At 68.8% G+C, this 26,146-nt stretch carries 19 protein-coding genes and 1 pseudogene; 10 read left to right on the forward strand and 10 right to left on the reverse strand.

The annotated features are described in order from the left end of the window. A pseudogene (locus ACN4F8_RS02870) lies at window positions 1-819 on the forward strand (AMP-binding protein); the annotation flags it as partial. Between the two features lie 6 nt (window positions 820-825). Here ACN4F8_RS02870 and ACN4F8_RS02875 read toward each other — a convergent pair. Both ACN4F8_RS02875 and queG read right to left on the reverse strand, forming a co-directional pair. Next, complete coding sequence (locus ACN4F8_RS02875; RefSeq protein WP_419472212.1) at window positions 826-1,560, reverse strand: DUF429 domain-containing protein; 735 nt, start codon at window positions 1,558-1,560, stop codon at window positions 826-828. A gap of 46 nt (window positions 1,561-1,606) precedes the next feature. Then, window positions 1,607-2,704, reverse strand: a complete 1,098-nt coding sequence (gene queG / locus ACN4F8_RS02880) for a tRNA epoxyqueuosine(34) reductase QueG (protein ID WP_419472213.1) — start codon at window positions 2,702-2,704, stop codon at window positions 1,607-1,609. On the opposite strand from queG, the gene tsaE reads away from it, so the two are divergent. Both tsaE and ACN4F8_RS02890 read left to right on the forward strand, forming a co-directional pair. Continuing rightward, window positions 2,678-3,274: a tRNA (adenosine(37)-N6)-threonylcarbamoyltransferase complex ATPase subunit type 1 TsaE gene (gene tsaE / locus ACN4F8_RS02885; protein WP_419472214.1), complete on the forward strand. Its 597-nt coding sequence runs from the start codon at window positions 2,678-2,680 to the stop codon at window positions 3,272-3,274. The two genes, queG and tsaE, sit on opposite strands and share 27 nt — an antisense overlap. After that, window positions 3,271-4,722, forward strand: coding sequence for an N-acetylmuramoyl-L-alanine amidase (locus ACN4F8_RS02890; protein WP_419472215.1), 1,452 nt, complete (start codon window positions 3,271-3,273; stop codon window positions 4,720-4,722). The genes tsaE and ACN4F8_RS02890 overlap by 4 nt, the downstream gene beginning before the upstream one ends. On the opposite strand, the gene ACN4F8_RS02895 is transcribed toward ACN4F8_RS02890, so the two are convergent. The 3 genes from ACN4F8_RS02895 to ACN4F8_RS02905 are packed head-to-tail and all read right to left on the reverse strand — an operon-like array spanning window position 4,719 to window position 6,915. After that, window positions 4,719-5,225, reverse strand: a complete 507-nt coding sequence (locus ACN4F8_RS02895; protein WP_419472216.1) for an aromatic-ring-hydroxylating dioxygenase subunit beta — start codon at window positions 5,223-5,225, stop codon at window positions 4,719-4,721. The genes ACN4F8_RS02890 and ACN4F8_RS02895 overlap by 4 nt on opposite strands. Window position 5,226: 1 nt before the next feature. Continuing rightward, complete coding sequence (locus tag ACN4F8_RS02900; RefSeq protein WP_419472217.1) at window positions 5,227-6,561, reverse strand: aromatic ring-hydroxylating dioxygenase subunit alpha; 1,335 nt, start codon at window positions 6,559-6,561, stop codon at window positions 5,227-5,229. A 39-nt stretch (window positions 6,562-6,600) separates the two neighbouring features. Further along, window positions 6,601-6,915 carry a DUF3579 domain-containing protein gene (locus ACN4F8_RS02905; RefSeq protein ID WP_419472218.1) on the reverse strand — a complete coding sequence of 105 codons (315 nt, stop codon included), beginning with the start codon at window positions 6,913-6,915 and terminating at the stop codon, window positions 6,601-6,603. Between the two features lie 291 nt (window positions 6,916-7,206). On the opposite strand from ACN4F8_RS02905, the gene ACN4F8_RS02910 reads away from it, so the two are divergent. From ACN4F8_RS02910 to kynA, 7 genes are all read left to right on the forward strand, one after another. Next, the gene (locus tag ACN4F8_RS02910) at window positions 7,207-8,418 is read left to right on the forward strand and encodes an aspartate aminotransferase family protein (RefSeq protein WP_419472219.1); all 1,212 of its coding nucleotides are present in this window, start codon (window positions 7,207-7,209) and stop codon (window positions 8,416-8,418) included. Continuing rightward, the gene (gene argF / locus ACN4F8_RS02915) at window positions 8,415-9,362 is read left to right on the forward strand and encodes an ornithine carbamoyltransferase (RefSeq protein WP_419472220.1); all 948 of its coding nucleotides are present in this window, start codon (window positions 8,415-8,417) and stop codon (window positions 9,360-9,362) included. Before ACN4F8_RS02910 ends, argF begins: the two co-directional genes overlap by 4 nt. Beyond that, complete coding sequence (locus ACN4F8_RS02920; protein WP_419472221.1) at window positions 9,362-10,288, forward strand: class I SAM-dependent methyltransferase; 927 nt, start codon at window positions 9,362-9,364, stop codon at window positions 10,286-10,288. Before argF ends, ACN4F8_RS02920 begins: the two co-directional genes overlap by 1 nt. Further along, window positions 10,285-10,599 carry a YkgJ family cysteine cluster protein gene (locus ACN4F8_RS02925; protein ID WP_419472222.1) on the forward strand — a complete coding sequence of 105 codons (315 nt, stop codon included), beginning with the start codon at window positions 10,285-10,287 and terminating at the stop codon, window positions 10,597-10,599. The genes ACN4F8_RS02920 and ACN4F8_RS02925 overlap by 4 nt, the downstream gene beginning before the upstream one ends. Window positions 10,600-10,691: 92 nt before the next feature. Then, entirely contained in the window at window positions 10,692-11,321 is a 630-nt protein-coding gene (gene kynB, locus ACN4F8_RS02930) for an arylformamidase (RefSeq protein ID WP_419472223.1), read from the forward strand. After that, window positions 11,318-12,595, forward strand: a complete 1,278-nt coding sequence (gene kynU / locus ACN4F8_RS02935; protein WP_419472224.1) for a kynureninase — start codon at window positions 11,318-11,320, stop codon at window positions 12,593-12,595. Before kynB ends, kynU begins: the two co-directional genes overlap by 4 nt. A 2-nt stretch (window positions 12,596-12,597) precedes the next feature. Next, window positions 12,598-13,461 carry a tryptophan 2,3-dioxygenase gene (gene kynA, locus ACN4F8_RS02940; RefSeq protein ID WP_419472225.1) on the forward strand — a complete coding sequence of 288 codons (864 nt, stop codon included), beginning with the start codon at window positions 12,598-12,600 and terminating at the stop codon, window positions 13,459-13,461. Here the strand turns inward: kynA and ACN4F8_RS02945 are convergent. The 5 genes from ACN4F8_RS02945 to ACN4F8_RS02965 form a co-directional block, all read right to left on the reverse strand. Next, window positions 13,458-14,420: a hypothetical protein gene (locus ACN4F8_RS02945; RefSeq protein ID WP_419472226.1), complete on the reverse strand. Its 963-nt coding sequence runs from the start codon at window positions 14,418-14,420 to the stop codon at window positions 13,458-13,460. The two genes, kynA and ACN4F8_RS02945, sit on opposite strands and share 4 nt — an antisense overlap. Beyond that, window positions 14,420-18,271 carry a hypothetical protein gene (locus ACN4F8_RS02950; protein ID WP_419472227.1) on the reverse strand — a complete coding sequence of 1,284 codons (3,852 nt, stop codon included), beginning with the start codon at window positions 18,269-18,271 and terminating at the stop codon, window positions 14,420-14,422. The genes ACN4F8_RS02945 and ACN4F8_RS02950 overlap by 1 nt, the downstream gene beginning before the upstream one ends. Further along, window positions 18,262-20,202: an ATP-binding protein gene (locus ACN4F8_RS02955; protein ID WP_419472228.1), complete on the reverse strand. Its 1,941-nt coding sequence runs from the start codon at window positions 20,200-20,202 to the stop codon at window positions 18,262-18,264. Before ACN4F8_RS02955 ends, ACN4F8_RS02950 begins: the two co-directional genes overlap by 10 nt. After that, window positions 20,199-21,629: a hypothetical protein gene (locus ACN4F8_RS02960; protein ID WP_419472229.1), complete on the reverse strand. Its 1,431-nt coding sequence runs from the start codon at window positions 21,627-21,629 to the stop codon at window positions 20,199-20,201. The genes ACN4F8_RS02955 and ACN4F8_RS02960 overlap by 4 nt, the downstream gene beginning before the upstream one ends. A gap of 13 nt (window positions 21,630-21,642) precedes the next feature. Beyond that, window positions 21,643-26,146 (reverse strand): hypothetical protein (locus tag ACN4F8_RS02965; RefSeq protein WP_419472230.1); only part of this gene is annotated, 4,504 nt, incomplete at its 5' end.

Here is a 26,146-nt window from a genome sequence, read left to right on the forward strand (position 1 = left end):
CGTGCCCGACAACCTGCTGGCGCTGATCGAAAAGCACAGGATCACCAGCTTCTTCGCACCGCCCACGGTGTGGATCGCACTGCTGCGCTCGCCCCTCTTTGATGCTGAAAAATTGAAGAGTCTGGTCAAGGGCTACTACGGCGCGTCCATCATGCCGGTGGAGGTGCTCAAGGAACTCGCGGCGCGCCTGCCCTCGGTGCGTTTGTGGAACCTGTACGGTCAGACCGAGATTGCGCCGCTGGCCACCATGCTCGGCCCGCAGGACCAGCTGCGCAAGCCTGGCTCGTGCGGCAAGGCCGTGCTCAACGTGGAGACCCGCGTGGTCAACGACGCGATGGACGACGTGGTGGTGGGCGAAGTCGGCGAAATCGTGCACCGCTCGCCCACCTGATGCTGGGCTACTTCAACGACCCCGAGCGCACCGCGGCGTCGTTCGAAGGCGGCTGGTTCCACAGCGGCGACCTGGCCCTGATCGACGACGAGGGCTTTATTACCGTGGTCGACCGCAAGAAGGACATGATCAAGACCGGCGGCGAAAACGTGGCCAGCCGCGAGGTGGAAGAAATGATCTACCGCCTGGGCGGCGTGAGCGAGGTGGCGGTGATCGGCCTGCCCGACGCGAAGTGGGTGGAGGCGGTCACGGCGGTGGTGGTGGTCAAGGCCGGCCAACAACTCACGGAGGCCGAGGTGATCGCGCACTGCAACCAGCACATGGCCACTTTCAAAAGCCCGAAGCGTGTGGTGTTCACCGACAGCCTGCCCAAGAACCCGAGCGGCAAACTGCTCAAGCGGGAGCTGCGGCTGCGTTATGCGGGCTGAGGCGGCTCAGATCTCGCGATACAGCATCTGCACGGGGAGACCGAGCGCATCCCGCACCACCACATCGGGAAGGCGTCGCAGCATTTCTGGTGGCGCCGAAAGGGTGACGAGCGCGGCCAACGCATCCAGCACGTCGTCAGACTGCACCTGCGACCGCCGACGGTCTTTCAACACTTGATGACGCAATTCGGGAGCCCCAGGCTCCCAGTGTTCCAGCAGGCGCAGGCGCTCTTCGCAACCCGTCGCCGACTTCTTGGGCGAAGCCATGGGGCGCTTGCCGTTGAGCGACCAGAAACAGACCTCGGGGTGGATTTCCAGCACGCGTTCCGACGAGTCCGGATGAGCGATCAGCCACTCATCCACCTCGGCGATTTTTCTTGCAATACCCAAGGCTTGCTCGGACAGGCTCTTGCCCACCTCGGCAATGTTCAGCTGCCGAGCCTTTGAAGGCTCGTGCTGCCGAGTGGCAAGCCGCGATGGCGGAGCAAACACGCTGGACATCCTTGGCCCCAGCACCTTTCGGACGGCCAGGTCGCAAGCACGCGACGGCATGTTTCGATCGGGCAATCCAATGGGAATGTCAACAGCCACCCTGGCGTCGCGCGAGAACGCGACCATCAATTCAGTGAATGTTCGGTAGATCGCGTACTGCAGTACACCTTCGTTTCGAAACACAGCAATCCAGCCCTCGCGACAACCGTCGACGCCGACCACATCTGGCACTGTTGGGTTTGATTGCATACAGATTGACTCCAATAGGTTGAGCTCTGGATGCCCTTCGACAGGCTCAGGGCGAACGGGCGGGTGGGTGTGCTTGCGAAACCGCCCAGGCCACGTGCTCGCGAACGATCGGGCTCGGGTGGTCGGCGCGCGCACGCAACGCGTTGTCAATGGCGGGGGCTGGGCCAACCCGCAGCGCATTGCCCATGGCCACCGCGATGTTGCGCAGCCAGCGCTCGTGCCCGATACGGCGGATGGCGCTGCCTTCGGTGCGTTTAAGGAACTCCGCTTCGCTCCACGCGAACAGCTCGATAAGTGACGCACCCGACAATCCCGCACGCTCGTCGAAATCGGGCAAGGGCGAGCGCTGCGCAAACTTGTTCCACGGGCACACGAGCTGGCAGTCGTCGCAGCCGTAGATGCGGTTGCCCATGAGCGGGCGCAGCTCCAGCGGAATCGGCCCGGCGTGTTCGATGGTGAGGTAGCTGATGCAGCGCCGCGCGTCCACACGCTGCGGGCCGGTGATGGCCTGCGTGGGGCACACATCGATGCAGGCGCTGCAACTGCCGCAGTGTTCGCTGGTCGCCTCAAGGGGCGGCAACATCAGGTCCACGAAGATCTCGCCCAGAAAAAACATCGAGCCCGCTTCGCGGTGCAGCGCCAGCGTGTGTTTGCCGCGCCAGCCGATGCCGCTGCGCGAGGCCAGCTCCACCTCCAGCACCGGGGCCGAGTCGGTGAACACGCGGTGGCCGAAAGGACCGATGTGGGCTGCGATGCGATCGCTCAGCGTCTGCAGGCGGTTGCGCAGGACCTTGTGGTAATCCCGCCCCCGTGCGTACATCGAAACCACCGCCTCGTCCGGTCGCTCCAGCCGCTGCATTTCGATGGCCTGCCAACCCTCCGGCGTGGCGCGCGGCAAATAGTCCATGCGGGCGGTGATCACACTCAAGGTGCCCGGCACCAGCTCGGCCGGGCGGGCGCGTTTGAGGCCGTGCGCGGCCATGTAGCCCATGTCACCGTGACATCCAGCCGACAACCAGGCCATCAAACCGGGCTCGGCAGCCGACAAATCCACACCGGTCACGCCGATTTGGGAAAATGCGAGCTCCTGGCCCCAGGCCTGAATCTGCGAGACGAGTTGAGCGGCATCCAAAGCGACATTCATGTGAAGGGCATTGTAAGAACCCACTCGGCTCCTGCGGGGGCGGCGTCTTCGCTGAATCCATGGCAAGGCCGCTGGGCCACCGAAGAAGACACGCAGGCCTTTGCCCTGCGCCTCGCCCAGGCGCCCGCCATTGCGCACGCCACGCTCACGCTGCAGGGCGATCTGGGTGCCGGCAAGACCACACTGGTGCGCCATCTGTTGCGCGCGCTTGGCGTGCGTGGGCGCATCAAGAGTCCCACCTACGCGGTGGTGGAGCCGCACAGCGCGATGGACTGCCCGGTGATGCCCGAAGGCGAGGCGCTGTCGGTCTGGCACTTCGACTTCTACCGATTCAACGACCCGCGCGAATGGGAAGACGCGGGCTTTCGCGAACTTTTTGCCAGCCCGGGTCTCAAGCTGGTGGAGTGGCCCGAACGCGCTGGCGCGTTTCTGCCGGCGGTCGATCTGCAGATCGACATCCAACCCGACGACATAACCCCCCACACCGACCCGGAACACGACAGCGCGCGCACCGTGCGCGCCACCGCCCTCAGCCCTACCGGCCTGCGGCTGCTGGAGGCGCTCGCGTGACGGGACCCGTCAGCCGCCGCACGCTGCTGCGCACCGGCACGCTGGTGCTGCTGCTGGGCGTGCAGCACATCGCGCGCGGGGCGAGCGTGCTGGCGGTGCGCATCTGGCCGGCCGAGGACTACACCCGCGTGACCATCGAGTCCGATGGTGAACTCAAGGCCCAAAAATTCTTTGTGACCGAACCACCCCGCATGGTGGTGGACATCGAAGGCATCGACCTGCTGCCCGGCCTGCGCGAACTGGTGGGCAAGCTGAAGTCGGACGATCCGAACATCGGCAGCATCCGCGTGGCGCAGAGCGCGCCCAGCGTGGTGCGGCTGGTGATCGACCTCAAACAGGCCATCAAACCGCAGGTGTTCAACCTGGAGCCGGTGGCCGCGTACCAGCACCGCTTGGTGCTCGACCTGTACCCGGTGAACGCGCCCGACCCGCTGGAACAGCTGATCACCCAGCGCATGAAAGACCTGGACGCGGCCAGCGAGCGCGCGGCGCGCCTGCTGGGCCTGGAGATGGGCCAGGTGGCGGGTGGGCCGAACCCGAACGACCGCGTGACAGCGGCCAACCCGGTGGACGACCCGCTGGGCGCCTTGATCGCGCAGCGCGCCAAGCCGGGCACACCCGGCGCCAAGCCGTCCGCCCCGACAGGCGACACCGGCACGGCGGTGGCGGCGGGTTCGCCGCCGGGCAGCCCCGCCAAACGAGCTCCCGGCAAACCGGGCAAGACCGAACGCCTGATCGTCGTGGCGCTGGACCCCGGCCACGGCGGCGAAGACCCGGGCGCCATCGGTCCCAATGGCACACACGAGAAAAAAGTGGTGCTGCAGATCGCGCAAAAGCTGCGCGATCGCATCAACGACACCCGCGTGAACGGCAACCCCATGCGCGCTTTCATGACGCGCGACAAGGACTTCTTCGTGCCGCTGCAGGTGCGGGTGCAAAAAGCCCAGCGGGTGCAGGCCGACCTGTTCATCAGCCTGCACGCCGACGCATTCTTCACGCCGCGTCCGCAAGGCGCGAGCGTCTACGCGCTCAGCACCAAAGGCGCCAGCAGCGCCGCTGCACGCTGGATGGCCAACAAGGAAAACGCGGCCGATCAGGTGGGGGGCCTCAACGTGAAGGCCAAGGACGCCACCGTGCAGCGCGCCCTGCTCGACATGAGCACCACCGCGCAGATCAACGACAGCCTCAAGCTCGGCAGCGCCATGCTCGGCCACGTAAAGCAGGTGGGCAAGCTGCACAAGCCGCGCGTCGAACAAGCCAACTTCGCGGTGCTGCGCGCGCCCGACATCCCCAGCGTGCTGGTGGAAACCGCCTTCATCAGCAACCCCGACGAAGAAGCCCGGCTCAACGACCCGAAGTACCAGGACGACCTGGCCGACGCGCTGTTGCGCGGCATCGTGGCCTACTTCAGCAAGAACCCGCCGCTGGCGCGCAATCGCCAGATCTAGATGGGGTAGATCAGCGAGTTGAGCACCATCTCGCTGTCGTACACACAAGTCCGGCTCTTCAGTTGGAGACCCGAGTCCGTGTTCACAAATGCGTCGATGTAGCGGCCCACGTTGTAGACCTCGCTCACCCCACCGGGTTTGGTGCGGAACACCGCGTAGTGGGCTTCGGCCTGGATCGGATCGTCTGTCGTGCCCGCGCCGGCCTGCGTGATGCGCGCCGGGCTCACCACATGGCGCGTGTAATACGGCCCGTGGTAGATGGTCTGGCTGGTGCCGTAGATGCGGTCGCGCAGCATGCCCCGGCTCTCCAGCGCGAGCAGCGCCAGCGGCAGGCCCCGGTCGAAGTTCTCTCGCGCCTGCACCTTGTAGCGCGCGTCTTCCACGAAGCAGTCGGGCCACTCATTGAAACGGCGGTCATCCAGCGTGGCGGCGTAGGCGGCGTTGAAGAGGTCCACCGCGTGGTGCAGCAGCAGGCTTTGCAGGTCCTGGTCGATCACTGGCATGTCATTCCCCCATGGCCTTGCGCCAATAGGCGTACATTGAGCGGATCAGCGTCTCGGTGACCATGTGCTCGGTGGGCGGCTGGCCCACGTCGTCGCCCCGGCCACCGAGCTCCACCAGCGTGTTGCCGCCTTCGCCCCATTGTTTGAAGCCGTCCTGGCTGAACTCGATGACCTCGCCGTCGTCGGCGCTCACGAAGCCGGCTGGGCCAAACAAGTTGGCCTGGCGCAGGCGGCGCTGCGTCATCTCCTCGGTGTCGTCGGCAAAGCCGAAGTGCGTCCACACGAAATCGAACTCGCCCGCGCCGCGCGGCACGATGTGGCGCGTGCTCAGTGAATTGACCTGCTGCTGGATGATGAGGCTGGGGAACAGCGTGATCATGGTCACCGTGGGCGTGATGGTCGTGCCTGGGTTGGAGGGGTCGTCCACCGTCCACCAGGCCTCGGGCACCACGTCGAGCAGGCGGTTGTCCTGCAGCGCCATGTCGGCCTTGAAGCTGGTCACACCTTCGGTCACGCTCTTGTTGGTGCCACCTTCGTTGCGGCGCGAAATCATCACCGCGTGCCGGCCGTGTTCGTCCATCACCATGCGGCTTTTCTGGTCGGCGCGCCAGAGGCCGAAGGTGACAAACCAGGTGTGCAGCAGGCCCGGATGGTACGGGTCCTTGATGTTCTCCATCATCAGTTTCCAGTTGCCCGGAATGCGCTGGCGGTTGTAGCCGAGCAGCTTGAGCTCGCGGCCCTTGAAGATGCGATCGAGCCAGGGCATCACGTTGGGGCCGATGTACTGCTCGAAAGATTCCGCCTCGTGGCTGAAGGTGGCGAACACCAGGCCATGCAGCACGGCCACGCGCAGTTTGGTCAGGCCGTTCTGGCTGAGATCAAAGTCCGCTGGCATGCCGCCGTTGGTGCACTCGCCGTCTTTCACACCGTCCTTGAACGGCAGGCCGGCGAGGTCGCCGTTGAGCTTGTAGGTCCACTGGTGGTAGGGGCACACGAAGCTGCGCGCGTTGCCGGTCTGGCCATCCATGGGCGGCTGGCAGAAGCGCACGCCGCGGTGTGCGCAGCGGTTCTCCACCACGCGGATGCCGGGGTCGGTGGCGCGCTCCTTGGGTGCCACGCGGTCGCGCACCATGATGACCTGGCGCTCGCCCACCCAGCTGAGCTTGTAGTCGCCGGTGTTGGGGATTTCAATGGCCAGGCCCACATAAGACCAGTGCGGCCCGTAAAACAGGCGTTCCAGCTCGCGTTGGTACAGGTCGGGGTCGGTGTAGGCCCAGAAGGGGATGCGGCTGGTGCCGCGGTCGTGCCAGCGCACGAGGGCTTGCGGTGCGTTCATGTCTCCTCACGCGTGGGTGTGTGGAGATAAATGATAAGCCTACTGATCAATATCCGGCAACAAACAAGCCTCCGCCACCTGCAAATCGTTGTCCCGCGCAAAGTTCATGCAGAAGTCCCAGGCCATGGGTTCGGCGTCGCGAAGGTCCACGTGGACCACCACGCATTTGATGCCGTTGATGGTGTTGGGCACGCACCAGGGGGAGTAGCTCAGGTGGCTGCCCGGCTGGGCGCCGCCGGGGCGAAACGGGCTCATGACGCCGGCCAGGCGCTCGGCCCAGTCGCTCGGCCGGAAGGTTCGGCCGTTCTGGGTGACACCCTGGATGAAGACTTGTTTGGCTGTCGGTGAAACCATCGGGGGAAGCCTTCGGATGGAGGGCCGTTCATGGGAGAAAACCGCCACCGGAACGAGGATCGCTCGCCAGCAGAAGCGACAGGTATTCTATCTTATATAAGACTTGAAACGAGGGATAACCCGGAGCTCTCAAGCTGCAGTCACCGCGCATTTCAGCGATGCCCAACAAGCAATGATGATGCCCACCTGCTGCGCCTAAAATCGCGCTTCGACGGCTCAACCTTCGTTGAGCCGCTTTCTTTTTGGCCTTTCCAGCGCTTTTTCGGCGCCCCACTTTCCCGGAGTCACCGCATGAACGCCGCCCTCAATCCCGTCGCCTCGCCCCATGTGATGAACACCTACGGCCGCCTGCCGATTGCGATGTCGCACGGCAAGGGCGTGCGCGTGTGGGATGTCAACGGCAAGGCATACATCGACGCGCTGGCCGGCATCGCCGTGAACACCCTGGGCCACGGCCACCCCAAACTGGTGCCGGCCCTGCAGGACCAGGTGGCCAAGATGATCCACTGCTGCAACTACTACCACATCCCCGACCAGGAACGCCTCGCGCAGATGTTGGTGGAGCGCTCGGGCCTAACCAACGTGTTCTTCTGCAGCACCGGCCTGGAAGCCAACGAAGCCGCCCTGAAACTGGCGCGCAAGTACGGCCACGACAAGGGCATCGAGCGCCCCGAGATCGTGGTCTACGAGAAGGCTTTCCACGGCCGCAGCATCGCCACCCTCTCCGCCACCGGCAACCCCAAGGTGCAGGCCGGCTTCGGCCCGTTGGTGGAGGGCTTCATCCGCGTGCCGGCCAACGACATCGAGGCGCTGAAAAAGGCCACTGTGGGCAACCCCAACGTGGTGGCGGTGTTCTTCGAGACCATCCAGGGTGAAGGCGGCGTGAACCCGATGCGCGCGCAGTACCTCAAAGACGTGCGCGCCCTGTGCGACGCGCAGGACTGGCTGCTCATGATCGACGAGGTGCAGTGCGGCATGGGCCGCACCGGCAAGTGGTTCGCGCACCAGTGGGCGGGCATCCTGCCCGACGTGATGCCGCTGGCCAAGGGCCTGGGCTCGGGCGTGCCCATCGGCGCGGTGGTGGCCGGCCCCAAAGCCGCCCACATCTTCCAGCCGGGCAACCACGGCACCACTTTCGGCGGCAACCCGCTGGCCATGCGCGCCGGGGTGGAAACCATCCGCATCATTGAAGAAGACGGCCTGCTGGCCAACGCCGAGCGCGTGGGTGAGCACATGCGCGCCGCGCTGGAAAAAAGCCTGGGTGGCCACCCGGGCCTGAAAGAGATCCGCGGCCAGGGCCTGATGATCGGTGTGGAACTCACCCAGCCCTGCGGCGCCCTCACCCAGCGCGCCGCCGACGCCGGCCTCCTGATCAGCGTCACGGCCGACAGCGTGATCCGCCTGGTGCCGCCGCTCATCATGACCATCGCCGAGGCCGACGAGGTGCTCGCCATCCTGCTGCCCCTGATCCACGCTTTCTTTGCCGAGCAGAGCCCGACATGACGATTCGCCACTACCTGCAGTTCAAGGACCTGAGCGCGGCCGAATGCGCCCACGTGCTGGCGCGCGCCGCGCACATCAAGAAAAAATTCAAGGCCTTCGAGAAGTACCAGCCCTTCGCCGACCCTGATCGCACGCTGGCCATGATCTTCGAGAAGGCCAGCACGCGCACCCGCGTGAGCTTCGAAGCCGGCATGTACCAGATGGGTGGCTCGGTGGTGCACCTCACCACCGGCGACAGCCAGCTCGGCCGCGCCGAACCGATTGAAGACAGCGCCAAGGTGATCAGCCGCATGGTCGACCTGGTGATGATCCGCACCTTCGAGCAAAGCAAGATCGAAGCGTTTGCCGCGCACTCGCGCGTGCCGGTGATCAACGGCCTGACCAACGAGTTCCACCCCTGCCAGATCCTGGCCGACCTGTTCACGCTGGTCGAATACCGGCCCGCGTCCAGCGGCCAGCCGCTGGACGCGATCAAAGGCAAGGTGGTGGCCTGGGTGGGTGACGGCAACAACATGGCCAACACCTGGCTGCAGGCGGCCGAGCTGCTGGGCTTCACGGTCCACGTGAGCACGCCCGGCGGCTACGAGGTCGATCCGGTGCTCGCCGGCATCAGCAACCGCGATTGCTACAAGGTCTTCAAGGACCCGCGCGAAGCCTGCGCCGGCGCCGATCTGGTGACCACCGACGTGTGGACCAGCATGGGCTTCGAGTCCGAAAACGAAGTGCGCCGCGAGGCCTTCAAACGCTGGTGTGTGGACGAAGACATGATGCGCCAGGCCAAGCCCGACGCGCTGTTCATGCACTGCCTGCCCGCACACCGTGGTGAAGAGGTCAGCGCCGAAGTCATCGACGGCCCGCAGTCCGTGGTGTGGGACGAAGCCGAGAACCGCATGCACGCGCAGAAGGCGCTGATGGAGTTTTTGTTGCTCGGCCGTCTGGCCTGATGCAAGCGCTGCTCGACGCGATCGCGCGCATCGAACCCGGCACCGACGCGCGCCGTGTCTTCCACGGGCGCGGCGGTCTGCACCCGGGCTGCGAGCAGTGGACGCTGGACGCGTTTCCACCCGTCTGGCTGCTCACCAGCTTCCAGCCGGTGGCCGATGACACACTGGTCTTGATCGGTGAAGCGCTGCAGGCCCGCTGGGGCCAGATCGCACCGGGTGAGCCGCTGAACTGGGTGTTTCAATGCCGCGGTGACGGACAGGCCGACACGGTTCTCATGGCCGGCAGCGTGCCCGAACCGCACGTGGTCAGCGAGCGCGGCTCGCGGTACCTGGTGCACGTGCTCAAGGGCCAGAACCACGGCCTGTTCCTCGACATGGCCGAAGGCCGCCAGTGGGTGCGCGAGCACGCGGCGGGCCACAAGGTGCTCAACCTGTTTGCCTACACCTGCGCGTTTTCGGTGGTGGCCCTGCAAGGCGGTGCGAAGCAGGTGGTCAACGTGGACATGAGCGCCGGGGCCATGGCCATTGGCCAGCAAAACCACCCATTGAACGCCTTGAAGGAAGGCGCGGGTTTCCTCGTGCACGACATCTTCAAGACCTGGGGCAAGATCACGCGCAGTGGCCCGTATGGCCTGGTGATCGTCGACCCGCCGAGCCACCAGAAAGGCAGCTTCATCGCTACCCAGGACTACATCAAACTCATCCGCCGCCTGCCCGATCTGCTGCGACCTGAGGGCCGCGCGCTGCTGTGCCTCAACGCGCCGCAGCTCAGCCCCGCGTTTCTGATGGACCAGATGCAGCAGGCCGCGCCCGAACTGGTGTTCGAGCAGCGCCTGGCCAACCCGGCGGTGTTTGCCGATGTGTCGGAAGATCGGTCGCTCAAGGTGCTGGTGTACCGGGCGCCTGCGGTGGCCAAAGCAGCATGAGCGCCTGCACGTCCTGCGGCGCCTGCTGCGCCTGCTTCCGAGTCGACTTCGCGGTCTACGAAATGGAAGACATGGGCGGCAGCGTGCCCTCGGGCCTGGCGGTCGAGGTCAACGGCAGCACCATGCGCATGCGCGGCACCGATCACGTGCCGATCCGCTGCGCAGCGCTCACCGGCAAGCTGGGCAAAAAAATCGCCTGCGGTATCTACGAGTGGCGCCCCTCGCCCTGCCGCGAGTTCGAAGAGGGCAGCGAGGCCTGCACCCGCGCACGCCAGCGCCACGGTTTGCCGCCGGTCGACGGCGCGGACTGAGACCCCGGTTACTTCAGGTCTCAAGCATTTTTGAGGCCTGTTGGGATTAACCGACACCACGGGTTTTTTCACGGTGCTACCTTCACCGCACCATGAAAAAACTTTGGGACATCTCCCCTCCCGTGCACGCAACCACTCCGGTTTTCCCGGGCGACACGGCCTACACCCAGACCTGGGCCGCCACCATCGGCCCGGGCTGCCCGGTCAACGTGAGCGCCATCACGCTCTCGCCCCACGTGGGCGCCCACGCCGACGCGCCGCTGCACTACGACGCGGACGGCGCAGCCATCGGCGAGGTCTCGCTCGACGCGTTCCTCGGTCCCTGCCGCGTGATCCACGCCATGGGCTGCGGCCCGCTGGTGAAGCCCGAACACATCGCGCATGCACTCGCTGACTTGCCTGAAAGGGTTCTGGTCCGCGTCTACGAACGCCAGCCGCAAGACGCGTTCGACAACGACCTGCCCGCCTTCGCACCCGAGACCGTGGAGCAGCTCGCCGACCTCGGCGTGCTGCTGATCGGCATCGACAGCGCGAGCATCGACCCGGCCAGCAGCAAGACCCTGGACAGCCACCAGACCATCCGCCGGCGCGGCCTGCGCGTCCTGGAAAACCTGCTGCTCGACGACGTGCCCGAAGGCGACTACGAACTCATCGCCCTGCCCCTGAAACTCACCACCGCCGACGCCAGCCCGGTGCGCGCCGTGCTGCGGGAACTACCATGACAACGACCCTCCAAGACTGCCGCGCGCTCGACGCGCAAGACCCGCTGCGCACCCTGCGCGACCTGTTCCACATCCCCGAGGGCACGATCTACCTCGACGGCAATTCGCTCGGCGTGATGCCGCTCGCCACACCCGCGCGCGTGGCCGACGTGGTCACCCGCGAATGGGGCACCGACCTGATCCAGAGCTGGAACAAGAACGGCTGGTTTGTCATGCCGCAGAAAGTGGGCGACAAGATCGCGCGCCTCATCGGCGCCGCACCCGGCACCGTGGTGGCCACCGACAGCACCTCGATCAACCTCTTCAAGGTGCTCTCGGCCGCCATCAACCTGAGCACCGCCGACCACCCACAGCGCAAACGCATCGTGAGCGAGCGCAGCAACTTCCCGACCGACCTCTACATCGCCGAAGCGCTCTGCAAAGAGCGTGGGTTCGAGCTGGTGCTGGTCGAGCCCGAGGAGATTGCATCCGCCCTCACATCCGACGTGGCGATCCTCATGCTCACCCACGTGAACTACCGCACCGGCGCCATGCACGACATGCCCGCCGTGACCGCCGCCGCACACGCGGCCGGCGCGCTGATGTTGTGGGACCTCGCGCACAGCGCGGGCGCGGTGCCGGTGGACCTCACCGGCGCGGGCGCCGACTACGCGGTGGGCTGCGGCTACAAGTACCTCAACGGTGGCCCGGGCGCCCCCGCCTTCGTGTGGGTCAACCCGCGCCACACCGACCGTTTCTGGCAGCCGCTGGCCGGCTGGTGGGGCCACGCCACGCCGTTCGCCTTCACGAAGGACTATCAACCTGCGCCCGGCATCACGCGCTACCAGTGCGGCACGCAACCGATGATCAGCCTGGCGGCATTGGAGTGCGGTGTGGACACGCTGCTGGCCACCGAAGCGCACGGCGGCATGGCCGCGTTGCGCCGAAAGTCACTCGCACTCACCGACCTCTTCATCTCGCTGATGAACGAGCGCTGCCAGGGCCACGGCATCGGGCTGGCCACACCGCTTTCGCATGCACAACGGGGCTCACAGGTGTGTCTGACCAAGGACGAAGGCGCCTATGCGATCGTGCAAGCGCTGATTGCACGCGGCGTGGTTGGCGACTACCGCGCGGGAGATTCGGGCAAGCACAAGGACATCCTGCGCTTCGGCTTCACGCCGTTGTACATCGGCTTCGAAGACGTGTGGCACTCGGTCGAACACCTGAAACAGGTGCTGGAGAGCGGCGAGTGGCAGCGCGCCGAGTTCAACCAGAAACACGCGGTGACCTGAGCATGTGCCCGCACACCCCATCCGAGTCGCAGAAGCCCGAGGACATCGTGCGCGAGGAAGGCGCGCAGCTCGACTTCAGCCGCGACATGAGCTACGGCGACTACTTGCAGTTGGGCAGCATCCTCAACGCGCAGAAACCGCTCTCGCCCGCGCACGACGAGATGCTCTTCATCGTGCAGCACCAGACCAGCGAACTCTGGATGAAGCTGATGCTGCATGAGTTGCACGCGGCCATTCGCCACATCGCCGCCGACGAGTTGCAACCCGCGTTCAAGATGCTCGCGCGTGTCTCGAAAATCATGGAGCAACTCGTGCACGCCTGGGACGTGCTCGCCACCATGACACCGCCCGAGTACAGCGCGCTGCGGCCGTATCTGGCGCAGTCCAGCGGCTTCCAGAGCCACCAGTACCGCTGCATCGAATTCGCCATGGGCAACAAGAACGCGGCCATGCTGAAACCCCACGCACACAACCCCGAGCGGCTGGCGGTGGTGCAGGCAGCCTTTGAGACGCCGTCGCTGTACGACGAAGCCCTGCGCCTGCTGGCGCGCCGAGGCATCGCGGTACCGCAGAGCCACACCGAGCGCGACTGGACGCAAGCGTATGAGGCCAGCGACGCGGTCGAGCAGGCCTGGCTGCAGGTCTACCGCAACCCCAGGGAACACTGGGACCTGTACCAGCTCGGCGAAGAACTCACCGATCTCGAAGACACCTTCCGCCTCTGGCGCTTCCGGCATGTGACCACCGTGGAACGCGTGATCGGTTTCAAGCGCGGCACCGGCGGCACGGGTGGCGTGAGCTATTTGCGCAAGATGCTGGACGTGGTGCTGTTCCCGGAAATCTGGCGCTTGCGCACCTCGCTCTAGGCGCGTTGCCGTTGCGCGTCGTGGGCCTGGCGCACGCGCTGGAACTCGGCCTCACCCAAACGCTCACGCAGCCCGGCCAGCGCCGGTCGCACCAGGTTGGCGGCCGGCTCCTTGCCCAGCAGATCACCGAGCGTGACCCAGGCCGCAGCGAGGCGGGCGTAGGCGTCCTGCGCTCGCCCTTGTTGTTCCAGCAGGCTGGCCGCCTGCACCGAGGCCGCCAAGTACGAGGTGGCATCGCGTGCGTCCAGCGCACCCTGGCGAGCCCGGGCCAGGCGTTCCAGCGCCAACACCGGTTGATCCAGCGCCAGTGCAATCTGCGCACCCACAAGACCCTGCCGCGCAGCTGCCGATCCATCGCGCGCGGGCTGCTGGTCGACCCCTTGCCAGATCGCTTCGGCCGCGGGCGCATCCACCACCAACAGGCACGATGCAGCAGCCAGGTGGGCCGTCTGCGCATCTGCCCCATGCCCGAGCGATTGCATCAGCACCGCCGCAGCGCAGAAATCTGCGGCTGCTCCCCGCTCATCGTGCGCGCCCAGAGCGGCGGCAGCGCGGCGCTGCAGCACCATCGCGCGCAGCGGGTCGTCGATGTGCCGACCGTGTTGCTCCAGCAATGCAGAAAACCGCTCGCGTGCCAACACGGCATCACCACAGGCCAGCGCCTGCTCGGCGAGTTCCATGTCGACGCCGCGCCGCAAGGCGTCGGGCAAAACCAGCGCCTCGGCGCAGCGGGCTGCGTGCGCGGACGCTTCCATGGAGCCCGCCAGTCGCAACGTGGATGCGGCCAGCAGCCAGCAGGTGCCCGCACGGTCTGCGTTGCCCGTTCGTTGCCACGAGAGCGCCGCGTGCTCCAGCAAGCCGGCAGCGCCGGACAGGTCGGCCTCGGCCAGGCGGGTACGGGCTTGCCGCTCCAGCTTCTCGGGGCTTTCACCGTCCAGTTCAACCATGGGCTCGCTCATCAAGGCATCTCCGTGGCCGACAGTCCCATGGCCTCATAGCTGCCGAGGGCCTGGGACACCGCATCCTCGCGCGCCTGGCGGTGTTGTGCTGCCCAGCCCTGCAGCTCGGCCAGCAGCGCGTCGTGCGCGCCCTGCGCTTCGGCCTCCGAGTCTTCGGCGGCTCGCCGCTCGCGGGTGGCCAGCCCGTGCGTGGCTTCGGTCTCGGCCAGGCTCGCGGCGTTGGCGGCCTCCAGCTCGGTGAGTGCGCTGGTGCCCTCGGCAATCTCGGCGTCGGTGCCCACACCAGCGCTGGCCACCGCCTCGATGCGTTCGCCATCGCCCTCGATGGTTTCGCGCCCCGTGCCCACCGCCGCCTGGGCCGCGTCGGCGTCGCTCACGCGGTTGAGCGTCTCGATGAGACGCGTCGATTCGTTGCGCGCGGTTTCGGCGCGTGTGCCCAGGTCGCCGGGCAGATACGAGAACAGATGGGCCATGCCGCGAAAGGCATCGAGGCTGACGACCAGGCTGCCCAGCGCCGAGGCTTCGCGCGAGCTCTCGCCCAGCGAGTCCCAGGCCTCACCGGCCTGCGTCAGCATGCTGTCGTTGGTGCCGGAGGTCGTGTCCACCTCGCCTGCGTGTTCCTCGCGCCCGGCCGTCAGGTCTTCGCCCACCACAGTCGCCTCTTCCAGCCCGGTGGCGTGCTCGCGCTCGGTCTCGGCGTGGGCGGCCATCTCCGCCTCGGTGCCGCTCAGTGCGTCTGCGGTGTGGCGGGCGGTGTCCACCTGGTCGAGCAGTGCATCGAGCTGCTCCGGCGTGCCCGGCGGCGCGGGGTAGGCAGGGTTGATGGGCAGCTCCATCGACTCGCCCGGCGCGAGGCCCGCAACGCTCACCGCATACGCCGGGCCACGCTCACCAAGCTCCGACGCGGATTCGGCCGCCGCAGCGGTGCGCGCCTCGTCGCGCCCGACGCGCGCCCCCACCGGGGTGGTGCGGCCGGCCAGCCCGGCGGCGGTCTCATCGATGCGGCGGGCGGCGGCCGCGCGGTCGGCCGTGAGCACCGCATCGGCGTCCACCCGCGCGGCGGTGGAGGCCTCGGGTGTGTCGCCACCCGCGCGGATGCCGGTCCGGGCCTCGAAGTCGGCATACGACGCGTAGCGCTGCGTGGCAGGCCGCCCACCCGGCAAGGTGGTGGTCACCTGCAGCGGCAGCGGGCTGGTGGGGTCGTAGGCGAAGCGCGTGGCGCCAAAACCCGAGTGCGTGCCATCGGGGCCGTAGGTGGGAAAGTGCAGCTCCGATTCCACCCGCCGCCCAGCGGGGCCTTCCCCGTGCTCGAACGCCAGCACGCCGATGTCACCATCCGCCTGCGAAGGTTGCGACACCAGGCCACGACCCGCCGCATCGGCCTCCACCGGATGCGAGTGGTACACCAGCGAGAGCGGGCCAGCGGCCGAGGGCGGGCGCACCGAGCCGCTGTCGCCCTGCATCACGTAGAAAGTGCCGTCCGGCCCGCGCCACACCCCCGATTCGCGGCTGGGGTCGGTGCGGATCTGGTCGTGGTACTGCGCCATGGCAGCGGCGCGGTCGGTCGTGCGCACGGTTTCGGTGTGGGGTGCGTAGCGGGGTGGTGTGCCGGTGGGGGACGCGGTGTCGGGTGCAGCGCTGCGGCGGGGTGAGGATGCGGCGGGGCCGGTGCCTGGTGCGGGCGGGATGACACGGCCAGTGGCGGGATCCACGGCGGGCCCACGCCCCGGTGCTGCCAGCCCGCCGCCTCGCAGCGCATCAATGTCGCCCTGACGGTAGGGCGTGTTGGCTGTGACCCAGGCCACGTAGTCGGCAGCGTCCAGATGGCCTCTGGGCGTGAGCGTGCCGCCGGTTGCAGCCCTCGACCGCGCAACCGCTGCATCGATGATGCGTTCCTGGGATGTGTGGCGCGTGCGGGTGCGGGTGCGCGTGGCCCCGGTGACGGGATCGACGTCGGTGACCGTGGCGTCCAACCCCATGCCACGGCGGCTGTGCAGATCCATCATGGGCTGCGTGTCCCAGTCGACCTCCCGGATGCCGGATTCGACGGCGTTGCGCGCGGCTGCGGTGTGCCCGGCCTGCACCTCGGCGCCAGTCATGCCCGTGGCGGCGCGGTGCCCGCTGGCCTGGTCGTTGGCATAGGCACGGGAAGTCTCGGTGGTCCAGGGGGTGGCGCGCCGCGCCAGGGCCGGTCGGGTGTCGGTGAGACGGGCTGCGAGGGCGGGGCTGGCGTTGAGATCGGCGACCACACCGTTGAGATCGCTGAAATCGTCTGGTGCGGTGGCGGGGCGCGCGGGCGATGCGGCCGCCGGTCTGTCCGTGGCGGCAGGGCGCGCGGCGGTGGTTGGCATCGCGGAGGTCGGCGCGGCATCGGGCCGGCGGGCCGCTGTACCGGCACTGGGTGCCTCGGGCATTTCCACATGCACGCGCGGCCCGGGGCCGGCGGCAGCGCTCATGGCGGGGCGGCCGCCAGTGCGCCGCGCCGCCACCGCCCGTCCCGCGCGGTACAGCCCGGCACCGCCGCGCGTGCCGATGTGCCCGCCCGCGCGACCCCCGAGCGCACCCCCGGCGGCGCCCGTGAGCTGTGCGGCTGCCGAGGACAACGAAGCACCCGCCGCCTCGACCGCCGCCGGATCGCCTTGGGCCTCGAACGCGTGCAGCGCGCGCAATGCCGTGACGGCCGGGCGCACCGCCACGTTGATGATCACGCCCACCGCCGTGGTGGCGATGCTGATGCCGGTGCCGATGGCCGAGAGCGTGAGCGCCAGCGGTGCCAGCGCGCCACCCGAGACCACCGCCCCCACCCACATGCCCACCGCGATCGCACCGCAGATGCCGCCCACGATGTCCATGAAGGTGCAGGCCATGTCCAGCGCTTCGGCAATGCCTTCCAGGTCGTTCGCCAAGCCTTCGTAGCCCTCCCCCGTGCCCACGCGGCCGATGGTGTCGAACGAGGCGCCCCAGTCGCGGGTGAACAGGCCGGCGATGGCCATCACGCCGCCGATGGCGGGACCCAGCCCGGGCACCGGCACCGCGGTGGCACCGCGCGACACCGCCAGCGTGGCCAGGCGGCGGCCCGCGATGTGGCCCAGCGCGCCGCCGGCTGCACCCATCACGGCACCCATGCCCACGCCGCCCCAGAACCCGGCGGACGCGCCCTCGCCGGCCTGGTCGAGCAGGAAGCGCGCACGCTCGTCGCTGCCCGCCGTGCCGAGCGCGCCGAAGGAGCCGGCCCAGCGCTCGTGCTCGGCCAGTTCCTCGTCGATCAGCGCGGTGTCGTCCAGCGCCGCCATGGCGGTCGGGTCACCGCTCAGCAGATCGGTCACGGCAGGCGCGACGCGGACACCATCGATCACGGGTTCGCGTGCGCCCGCCGCCGTGTCATCGGCGGCCTCGCCCGCACCGGTCTCGGTGTCGGCCCCCCCCGCCACCTCGGCTTCGTGCGCCAGGGCCTCGGCTGTCTCGGCATCGGTATCGGCGTCTTCGCGCTCGTGCGAGGCCTCATGCGCCAGCTCCTCGCGCCGGTCCGGGCTGGTCTCCCGCACCTCGGGTGCGGCACCGTGCACCGGCACGGTGTGGGCTTCGGCACTGGGTGCGTCGGCGTGCCTGCCACGCTCACTCGCCGGTCCGGGTTCCGAGGCAGGCGCGGATTCACGCGGTGGTGGCAGCCCGCGCTCCCCGGGGCCGAGCTCCAGGTAGCGCGGCATGCCGGCGGGTGGCTCGATGTCGGCCTCCCGGGTTGCGCGGCCCTCAGCCCTCTCGGCCAGCGGCTCCAGCGCGCGCCGCCGCGATGCGGCACGCGAGGCCAGGGCGTCGCGGCGTGTGGACGAGGCCAGTGCCGTCAGGCCCACGGCGTGGCTCCGGTCTGCAAGCCGGCGGGCATCTGGCGACCCAGCTTGCGGTACTCGGCGGCCACCGCCTCCAGCACGTCACCGAAATGCAGCGGCCGCGCCTGCGCCAGCGCACTCGCTGCAGCGCGCAGCGTGGCGTTGCGCACCTGCCCCCCCGCGAGGTCACACGCCGCGGCCAGCTGGTTGAGCTGTGCCTCGTTCAGGCCAGGGCACTCGCCGAGGTGGGCACGCCAGAACCGGCGGCGCTCGTCGGGCGCTGGTGCGGGAAATTCCAGAATGGCATCGAGCCGGCGCGTGAACGCCGCGTCGAAACGCGCGCGGCTGTTGCTGGTGAGCAGCGCGATGCCTTCAAACGTTTCCATGCGCTGCAGCAGGTAGTTGGTCTGCGTGTTCGCATAGCGATCGTGCGCGTCCTTCACGTCGGTGCGCTTGCCAAACAGCGCGTCGGCCTCGTCAAACAGCAGCACCACCTCGCTGTGCTCGGCGCGGGCAAACAGGCGTGCGAGGTTTTTTTCTGTCTCGCCGATGTACTTGCTGGTGACCGAGGCAACATCGACCCGGTAGAGCGGCAAACCCAGCCGTGTGGCCAGCCAGCCTGCGGCCAGCGTCTTGCCGGTGCCCGAAGGCCCCACCAGCAAGGCCCGCACGCCCGGCCGGTAGCGCGCACGCGCCGCCTGGCCCAGGTCGTGCGCAAGGCCTTCGCGCAAGCGGCAGCGCGCCAGCAGCGATTCGAGTTCGCGCCGCAGCGGGTTCGCCAGCACCAGCGCATCGTCGTCAATCGCGTCGTTCACCAGCTCGGCCAGGCTGCCCAGCGCACCCGGTGTGCCGGCGCGCAAGGCCAGGCGGGCATGGTCCGTGGTGGGCGGGGCATCCCCATCACCCCCCAGGCGCGCGAGGTGGCGCGCCTGCGTGGCCAGGTGCTCGATGCTGAAGCTGCCACCCCGGTGCTGCGCAGCCAGCGAGGTCGCCAGGGCGGCGTCGCCCAGGTGTTGCCGCCACAGGGCCTGCCGCTCGGACACGCCGGGCAACGTCAGGCGCCACTCGGGTGGTGCATCGCCGCGCCAGGTCACGCTGCCGTCCACCCCGGTGGCCACCAGCACCGGCCCGCTGTGGCCGGGCAGCTGGGGCACGTCGAACACCTCGCCGGGCGCCAGATCGGGCACAAACACGGGCACGACCTGGACAAAATCGGCCCACGCGCCCAGCCCTTCGGGCACCGCGCCTTCCAGCACCGCCATCGAGCGGCCCAGCGCCAACGCGATGGCCGCAGACACCGCGCGCGCTTCACCGGGGTGCTGGCTGCGCACCACCAGCACGTCGTGGGGCTGCAAGGCGCGGGCCTGCTGCACCGCTTCTGCGCGCACCGCAGCGGTCAGCCAGTCCATGCCACGCGCGCTGCTCTGCACACCGGGCCAGCGCTGGCCATGGCCCTGCAGCGCCATCACCAGCGGCAGCGGCATGTGCAGCGTGGCTTCGGGCAAGGTGGTGTGCGGCGCGGTGTCGATGCGCAGCACCTGGGTGGCTCGCGCCGCACCTTCGAACAGGCGGGCCTGCGCCTGCGGGATGTGCAGGCAACCGGCGATGCGGGCCACCAGACCCGCACGCGGACGGGACCCGGCCAGGGGCGCCTGCAGCCACGCGATCACCCGGCCGACCATGGCATCGGTCTCGGAGGCGCTCACCAGCGAGAGTGCGATCAACTCGACCAGCCCCAGCTGGTGGCGGGCCACCAGATCCAGCAAAGGCTGCGCGGCTGGCGGCGGCGTGCGCAACCAGCCGGCCAGCACATCGGTGGGCTCGCCTGCGCTGCAGCGCTGGCGCAGCCATTGGGCCTCGGGCCCGGGCGCTGCGTCGTCCGGCGCCAGCAGCCCGAGCAGGAGCTCGTGCAAGGCGGGCGCGAGCATCACCGACGGTGGCACGGCGGCGTTCATGTGGGCCGGTCCTGGTCGTAGTGAAAGCTCACCACCCGCTGCAGGCCATCGACCCAGCCGGGGTTGATGTCGAGCGCGGCGCGGCGCACGCGGATGTCGGCACCGCGCTGCGAAAAATGCACATCGATGTGGGTGGCGCTCCAGTGCACCCAGGCGGGGCGCAGCACCAGGCTGGCCAGACCGATGCGCAGCTCGCGACGCGCGTGGCGGCGGCAGGCCTGCAACCACTGCGCGGCAGGCTGGTTGAAAACGTCGGCAACCTTCGATGGGGCCGGCAGGCTCGCCAGCATCGCCCAGACCGGGTCGGTGTCGGGCACGCACAGGCGTTGCAAGGCCAGGCTCAGCACGCGCGGCCCCAGCCACGTGTCGGGGTGGTCGGCGTCCCACGCAGCGAAGCCCAGGCGTTCGAGCACCGGCCACAGAAACAGCACGCCCCCGGCGCCGGTGGCGTGCGCTTCAAACGCCAACCCGGCCGCGACGGCCCCGGGTGTCTGGACCAACCGCTCCAGCTCGACGACCCCGGCGGCCTCGGGCGCCGACGCAACTGGCGCGGTGCGCGGCAATGCATCCACAGCCCCCGATGAAGGCTTCTTGCCCTCGGGCGGGAGCGGCGGTCCGGTCGGCTTCTCGCTGGCGGTGGGCGGCCCCTTCGCGCGTGCCGCGCGACGCGCGGCAGCGGTGCGCTCGCCGTGGTGTGGTGGGTGTTCGTGGTGCGCCGCGCTGCCATCGGTTCGCCTGCCCTCCTCGGCTGCACGCTCGGCAGCCTTGGGCACCACGCCGCGCCCGGGCCTGGCATCGGCCCGGACTTCGGTGGTGTCTGATGGCGCCATCGCGCGCCGGGTCGCACCCACCGGCTGCGGCCCTGGCGGCGCGGCAGGCGCGAGGCGCTCCCGCCACGCCAGCGACAGGTGTTCGCGCCACCAGCGCTGCGTGGCAGGTGCCTGCACGCTGGCCACCAGCGCGGGCAGGGCCGCTGCGGCCTCACGCCATTGCGACACAACGTCGAGCAACTGCGCCACAAACGCCCCCGGGGGCGCCTGCACCGCCACCCCCGGCAAGGCCAGCGGCCAGTACCAGGCGCTCAGCACCGCCCCCTGCGCGCGCCGCCGCAGCGCGGCCTGCGCGGCCTGCAGGCGGCTGGCAAAAAACACCGTGTCGCTGCGCGACGCGCGCTCCTCGATACCAGGCACCCATTCGCCCCCCACCGCTGCGACACGCTGCTCGATCAACAGGCTCAGGCTCTGCGACGACAGGCCCTCGGGCAGTTGGCCCAGGTGAAGCCGGCGCACCAGCAGCACCCGTTCGCCCGCATCGGGCAAGCTGGCGCAGCGCAGCGCGTCTTCGAGCCGGTGCACCGCGTGCGCTGCGGCCTGGGCGCTGGGCGCGCGCAGGTGCAGGTGTTGAACGGTGCGGTCGGCGGCGCCCATGACAAAGCCCGGATCAGAGCTTGAACAGGCTGGTCTTGCGCGCTGCCGTGCTGCTCAGCACCTTGGCCTGGTCGAAGTGCACGCGCACGTCGGTGTCCAGGTCGATCTGCGCGCTGCTGGTGTGCACCAGCCGGGCCGACACCTCGCCCTGCCCCACGTCTTCCACCGTGGCGCGCGCCATCAAGGTGTTGCCCTTGTAGATCATGGCCTGCATGCCCACGCGCAGGCGGGCGTTGTCCAGCGCGGTGAGCGGGATGCGGCTGCCCACGCGCACCGCCGTGACCGGCCGCGGCATGCGCCCGGCCACGATGCGGCCCACCGGTGCGTGGCTGGCCAGCAGCAGCGCCATGCGCACCACGTCGTTGATGAGCGCCACCGCAGCCTCGTTCGTCGGTGGCACCTGGTCAAACAGAAAGTCGACGTAGGCCTGCATCTGCCGCCGGTCCACATAGGGGATGCTGCTCCAGCGCGGCAGGCCGCCCAGGTTGCGCAGGTTGGGCGCTTCGTCGAACTGCGACATGACCTCGGCCCACTCCAGCCGCACCGCTGGCAGCACGCCCGAGAACTCGGCGTGCAGGCAGGCGCACACGCCCGCGATGCGCTCGAAGAGCTCACTCGCGCGGCGCGACACCTCACCCTTGCCGTGGTCGCCGTCGATGATGTCGCCCAGCGAGATCACGGCCTGTGCTTCGCGCTGCACCGTCTGCCACGAGCTGCTGGAGAGACGCTGGATGTCCAGCCGCTGCACCGCTTCGGCGCGCACTGCAATGGCCTGTGTCTGGCGCACCAGCATCTGGCCGATGTGCACGCCCAGCTGGCCAGCCGTGGCGTTGAACGTGGGCATCACACGCTGCGTGATCACGGTGCTGCGCAACTGCGCGCTCTGCAGCGTGCGCAACAGCAGCTCGGGCCGGTCGATCTTCTGCAGGATGGCCGGTGCGCCCACGAAATGCGCCGCCGGGGCTTCGCGCAGCACCTTGAGCATTTCGTCCAACTCGTCGGGCACGTCGTCGTGCTCGCGCAGGCAGGCCGGCACGGGGGCCTCCAGCAGGCCGGGGTCGAGCACGCGGCGCGGTGCGGCGAGCAGGTTGCTGGTTTCGCGCGGGCGCACGAAGGCGAGGTACTGCACCTCTTCGGCCAGCACGCGGGTGCGCCGTGCGTTCACCGCGTCCACGCGGGCTTTCTCTTCGTCAAGCAGCGCGCGCGCCACGCCCACGTCGTGCCGCGCTTCGGCCAGGCGGTCGTCGGCCTGGCGCAGGCGCATGTCGGCCGAGCGGATGTGCCCTTGCAGCGCGGCCAGGGCCTGCTCGCAGCGCGTGAGTGCGCTGCGGTAGGCGGCCAGACGGCCTTCCAGATCGCGCAGCATGGCGATGGTGTTTTCAGACAGCGCAACGGTCTGGGTGAACAGCAGCGCTTCGTCGGGCTCGGCGGGTGTGGACGTTCCGCCACTGGCTGGCGCGGTGGTGGGCGGCGGAGACAACAGCTTGGCTCTGAGAGCCGCCCTGCTGATGTCTGGGCGGTCCAGAAAGTCGGCCAGCGCGCGCTCTGCGGGAGCACCTTCCAGAAACGGGTCCTGGGCCAGACCACGCACCTTGAAGTCTTTCAACATCGAGGGCGTGGTGCCTCCATCTTCCTCCGTGAATGTCTCCAGCAGTTTCAACACTTCCAGCACCATGCGCTGGCGGTTGGCCAGCGCGAAGTCGCGCGCTTCGGTGGACGGCGGCTGTTTGAGCCGGTCGGCCACGGCCACGGTGCGCACGGGCGAGAGACCCACCACCGGGTTGGCGTAAACGATGTTGATGGGCGCGCTCGGTGCCTTGAACAAGGTCATCTGGCTTTTTTGCTGCACCAGCTGCACGTTGCTCACCGTGGCAACAAAGTTCATCGGAGCAAACGCCGCCGAGGGCGTGACCGAGCGCGCCACCGCTGCCGGTGTCTGCAGCTTCGCGAGCACCGGCTGTTTGATGCGCCCGATGAACTCCTTGATCTGCGTCTGCACATGGACCGCGCTGTCGGACTTGGCAATCGCCGCCAGCGCTGGCGAGGTGGACAAGCGCGCCGCGTCCGACGTGGTCATCATCATCTGGCGGATGCGGTGCAGGTCCACCTGCATGTGGGTGAAGCCGAAGTCGGTGATGTCGTCGGCGCGGTCGATGCGCGCGCGCAGGAAGGCCATGAAACCTTCCAGCCCGCGCAACGGCAGCTGGGCCTGCTCGCGGTCCGACAGCGCTGCGATCACCGGGTCGTTCACCAGGCTGGTCACCGCGCTGGCCTGCCCCACACGCGCGGCCGGCGTGGGCTCCACCATCTCCAGCGCCGACAGCCAGGTCCAGGTGCCCACGAGGCTCGCGCCGGTGGGTGCGGTGCCCGAGAACCACACCGTCTCGGCGCGGATGCCGGGCGGGCTGGTGGTGGCCTGGGCGATCTTGCCGCTGGCCCCGAAGGCCGCGCAGCCGTCGAACAAGGTGAAAGCAATGCCGTTGATGGCGCGCGTGCCGATGTCGAGTTCGCTGGCGGGCACCTCCAGGCGCACCCACTCACCGAGCTTGGGCAAGGCGCCCCTGGGCCGGCGGCTCGGGCTGTTGTTGTCGCCCCAGGCAATGAGGTTTTCGCCCCAGTAGGCACGACGGCCCTCGGTGTTCCAGTTGGGGCCCACCTTCCACTGGATCATGAGTTCGCGCGGCGGTCGCGTCGCATCGAGGTACACCCACACAAACAGGTTGTCGGTGGAGCCGACGGCGCTCAGCGTGGCGGTGGCGCCCTCCAGGTAGTGCTGGTGGATGCCGGGTTGTGCAGCCTCCACATGGCCACCACCGGTCGGCACCAGCGTGGGTTGCGTGGGCTGCAGGCCGTCGTTCACTTCGAACGGTGCCCACAGGTCGTTGTGCGAGAGCAGCAGCCAGGGTTCGTTGCCGTCTTGTCGCGCGCCGGTGGGCAGCACATGGCCGAACCAGGGGCGCTCGCTGTTCCCTGCTGCTGGCGCACCGGGCACACCGGGCACACCGGGCGCGAGTGGCTTCGCACCCGTGGGGCCGAAGGCCGCACGACCATCGAACAGGTCAAACGACACGCCGTTGACCGCCACGCCGGCCAGGCCCACCAGGTGGCTCGGCACCTCCAGGCGCACCCATCGGCCTGCGGGCGGCAGGTTGCCGACATGGAAATGCCCGGCCACCTTGAACGGGTGGGCGCCGGTGGCCGGGCGGCCCCAGGTCAGCAGCGGCTCGCCCCAGTAGGCGCGGTGCGCCCAGCCGGTGGCGTCGCGCCACTGCAGCATCAGGCAGCGCGGCGGGTGGTCCGGGTCCAGGCAGACCCAGGCAAAGAACGCTTCGGTGTCGGTGGCGGTGAAGGCTTGCAGCGCACCATCGAACAGATGGGCGTGCGCCCCGGGTTGCAGCGTGGTCACATGCCCGCCACCGGGCGGCGGCGGCCCCCAGGGTGCAAGGCTTTCTTCGTCCAGCGCCTGTGGGTCGTCGCCCAGCTCGGGCACGGTCTGCGGCCGCCCGGTGAGCGCGCGCACCAGGTGGGCCTGTTCAAAGCGCAGGCCTTGCCGCCCGCCCAGCTCGCGCGCGCGGCGTTCGCTGAACTCGGCCAACGCTTCGGCGAACGCCGGGTCCACCACCTCGGCGTGCAGGAGCCTGGGTTCCCACGAGGCCTGCGTCACCGGCACCAGCAACCGCAGGCGCTCGGGGGCCGACATGTCGAAGCTGGCCAACGGAGCGGCCTCGCGCATGGCCAGGTCGAGCTGTTCGATCGGCACCGGCACCGCATCCAGCTCGAACCCGGGCGGAAAAAACGGGCTGCTGAGCTGCTGCTGCGTGAGCACGGTGGAGAGGTCCAGTGCGCTCTTGGGCATGAGGCCACACGGGGGCAGGCGCAGGTAGGGATCGGCCAGCACACTGGGCGCGGGCAGCGGCTCGGGCGTCTCGGCCATCTGCTGGGCAAACTGCTCGATGCGGGCCTGCCACAGCGCGGGCAAACGGCTGTTGGCGACCAGCGCGTCACCGGCCACAGCCCCCGCCAGACGCTGCAGGCGCGCCTCTTTCGCGCGGCCGCCCTGGCGCACCACCGAGGCGCGGTCGACCCACTGCACGGTGCCGGTCTCGCTCAGGCCCACCAGCGCCAGCGGCACACCCCAGTCTTCCCAAGGCAGGGTCTCGCCGTGTCGCAGCGCGGCCTCGGCGTCGAACACGGTGTGGGCCAGCGCGTTGCGCAGGCGCAGCGTGGTCAGCGGCAGCGCACGCCACTCCACCGGCCAGGGGTACCAGAGCAGGCGCGCGCCGTCGTGCATGCGCCAGTCTTCGAACGCCGCCACCGGGCTGTCGGCGTTGCCGGCGTCATCGCCCTCGCCACACGGGCAGCGGTCGCACGGGTCGTTCGGGTCGAATTCGGCGGTGTCCACCAGCACCGGTTGCAACACCAGCACCCCCACACGCGGCAGGCGGGCGCCCGCGCTCGACCGCAAGTCGGCCAGGGTGATGCCATCGGGCACCTTGCGCGCCTCGACCACACCGCGA

This window comes from Hydrogenophaga sp., assembly GCF_048549895.1.
Classification (GTDB): Bacteria; Pseudomonadota; Gammaproteobacteria; order Burkholderiales; family Burkholderiaceae_C; genus Hydrogenophaga.

Bases quoted from the DNA above. Each gene is read 5' to 3' on its own strand.
- queG (WP_419472213.1), bottom strand. From the start codon at position 2,704: ATGAATGTCGCTTTGGATGCCGCTCAACTCGTCTCGCAGATTCAGGCC.
- ACN4F8_RS02925 (WP_419472222.1), top strand. From the start codon at position 10,285: ATGAGCGCCTGCACGTCCTGCGGCGCCTGCTGCGCCTGCTTCCGAGTC.
- ACN4F8_RS02905 (WP_419472218.1), bottom strand. From the start codon at position 6,915: ATGGTTTCACCGACAGCCAAACAAGTCTTCATCCAGGGTGTCACCCAG.
- ACN4F8_RS02920 (WP_419472221.1), top strand. From the start codon at position 9,362: ATGCAAGCGCTGCTCGACGCGATCGCGCGCATCGAACCCGGCACCGAC.
- argF (WP_419472220.1), top strand. From the start codon at position 8,415: ATGACGATTCGCCACTACCTGCAGTTCAAGGACCTGAGCGCGGCCGAA.
- kynU (WP_419472224.1), top strand. From the start codon at position 11,318: ATGACAACGACCCTCCAAGACTGCCGCGCGCTCGACGCGCAAGACCCG.
- ACN4F8_RS02895 (WP_419472216.1), bottom strand. From the start codon at position 5,225: ATGCCAGTGATCGACCAGGACCTGCAAAGCCTGCTGCTGCACCACGCG.
- ACN4F8_RS02945 (WP_419472226.1), bottom strand. From the start codon at position 14,420: ATGAGCGAGCCCATGGTTGAACTGGACGGTGAAAGCCCCGAGAAGCTG.
- ACN4F8_RS02900 (WP_419472217.1), bottom strand. From the start codon at position 6,561: ATGAACGCACCGCAAGCCCTCGTGCGCTGGCACGACCGCGGCACCAGC.
- kynB (WP_419472223.1), top strand. From the start codon at position 10,692: ATGAAAAAACTTTGGGACATCTCCCCTCCCGTGCACGCAACCACTCCG.
- kynA (WP_419472225.1), top strand. From the start codon at position 12,598: ATGTGCCCGCACACCCCATCCGAGTCGCAGAAGCCCGAGGACATCGTG.
- ACN4F8_RS02910 (WP_419472219.1), top strand. From the start codon at position 7,207: ATGAACGCCGCCCTCAATCCCGTCGCCTCGCCCCATGTGATGAACACC.
- ACN4F8_RS02960 (WP_419472229.1), bottom strand. From the start codon at position 21,629: ATGGGCGCCGCCGACCGCACCGTTCAACACCTGCACCTGCGCGCGCCC.
- ACN4F8_RS02875 (WP_419472212.1), bottom strand. From the start codon at position 1,560: ATGCAATCAAACCCAACAGTGCCAGATGTGGTCGGCGTCGACGGTTGT.
- ACN4F8_RS02955 (WP_419472228.1), bottom strand. From the start codon at position 20,202: ATGAACGCCGCCGTGCCACCGTCGGTGATGCTCGCGCCCGCCTTGCAC.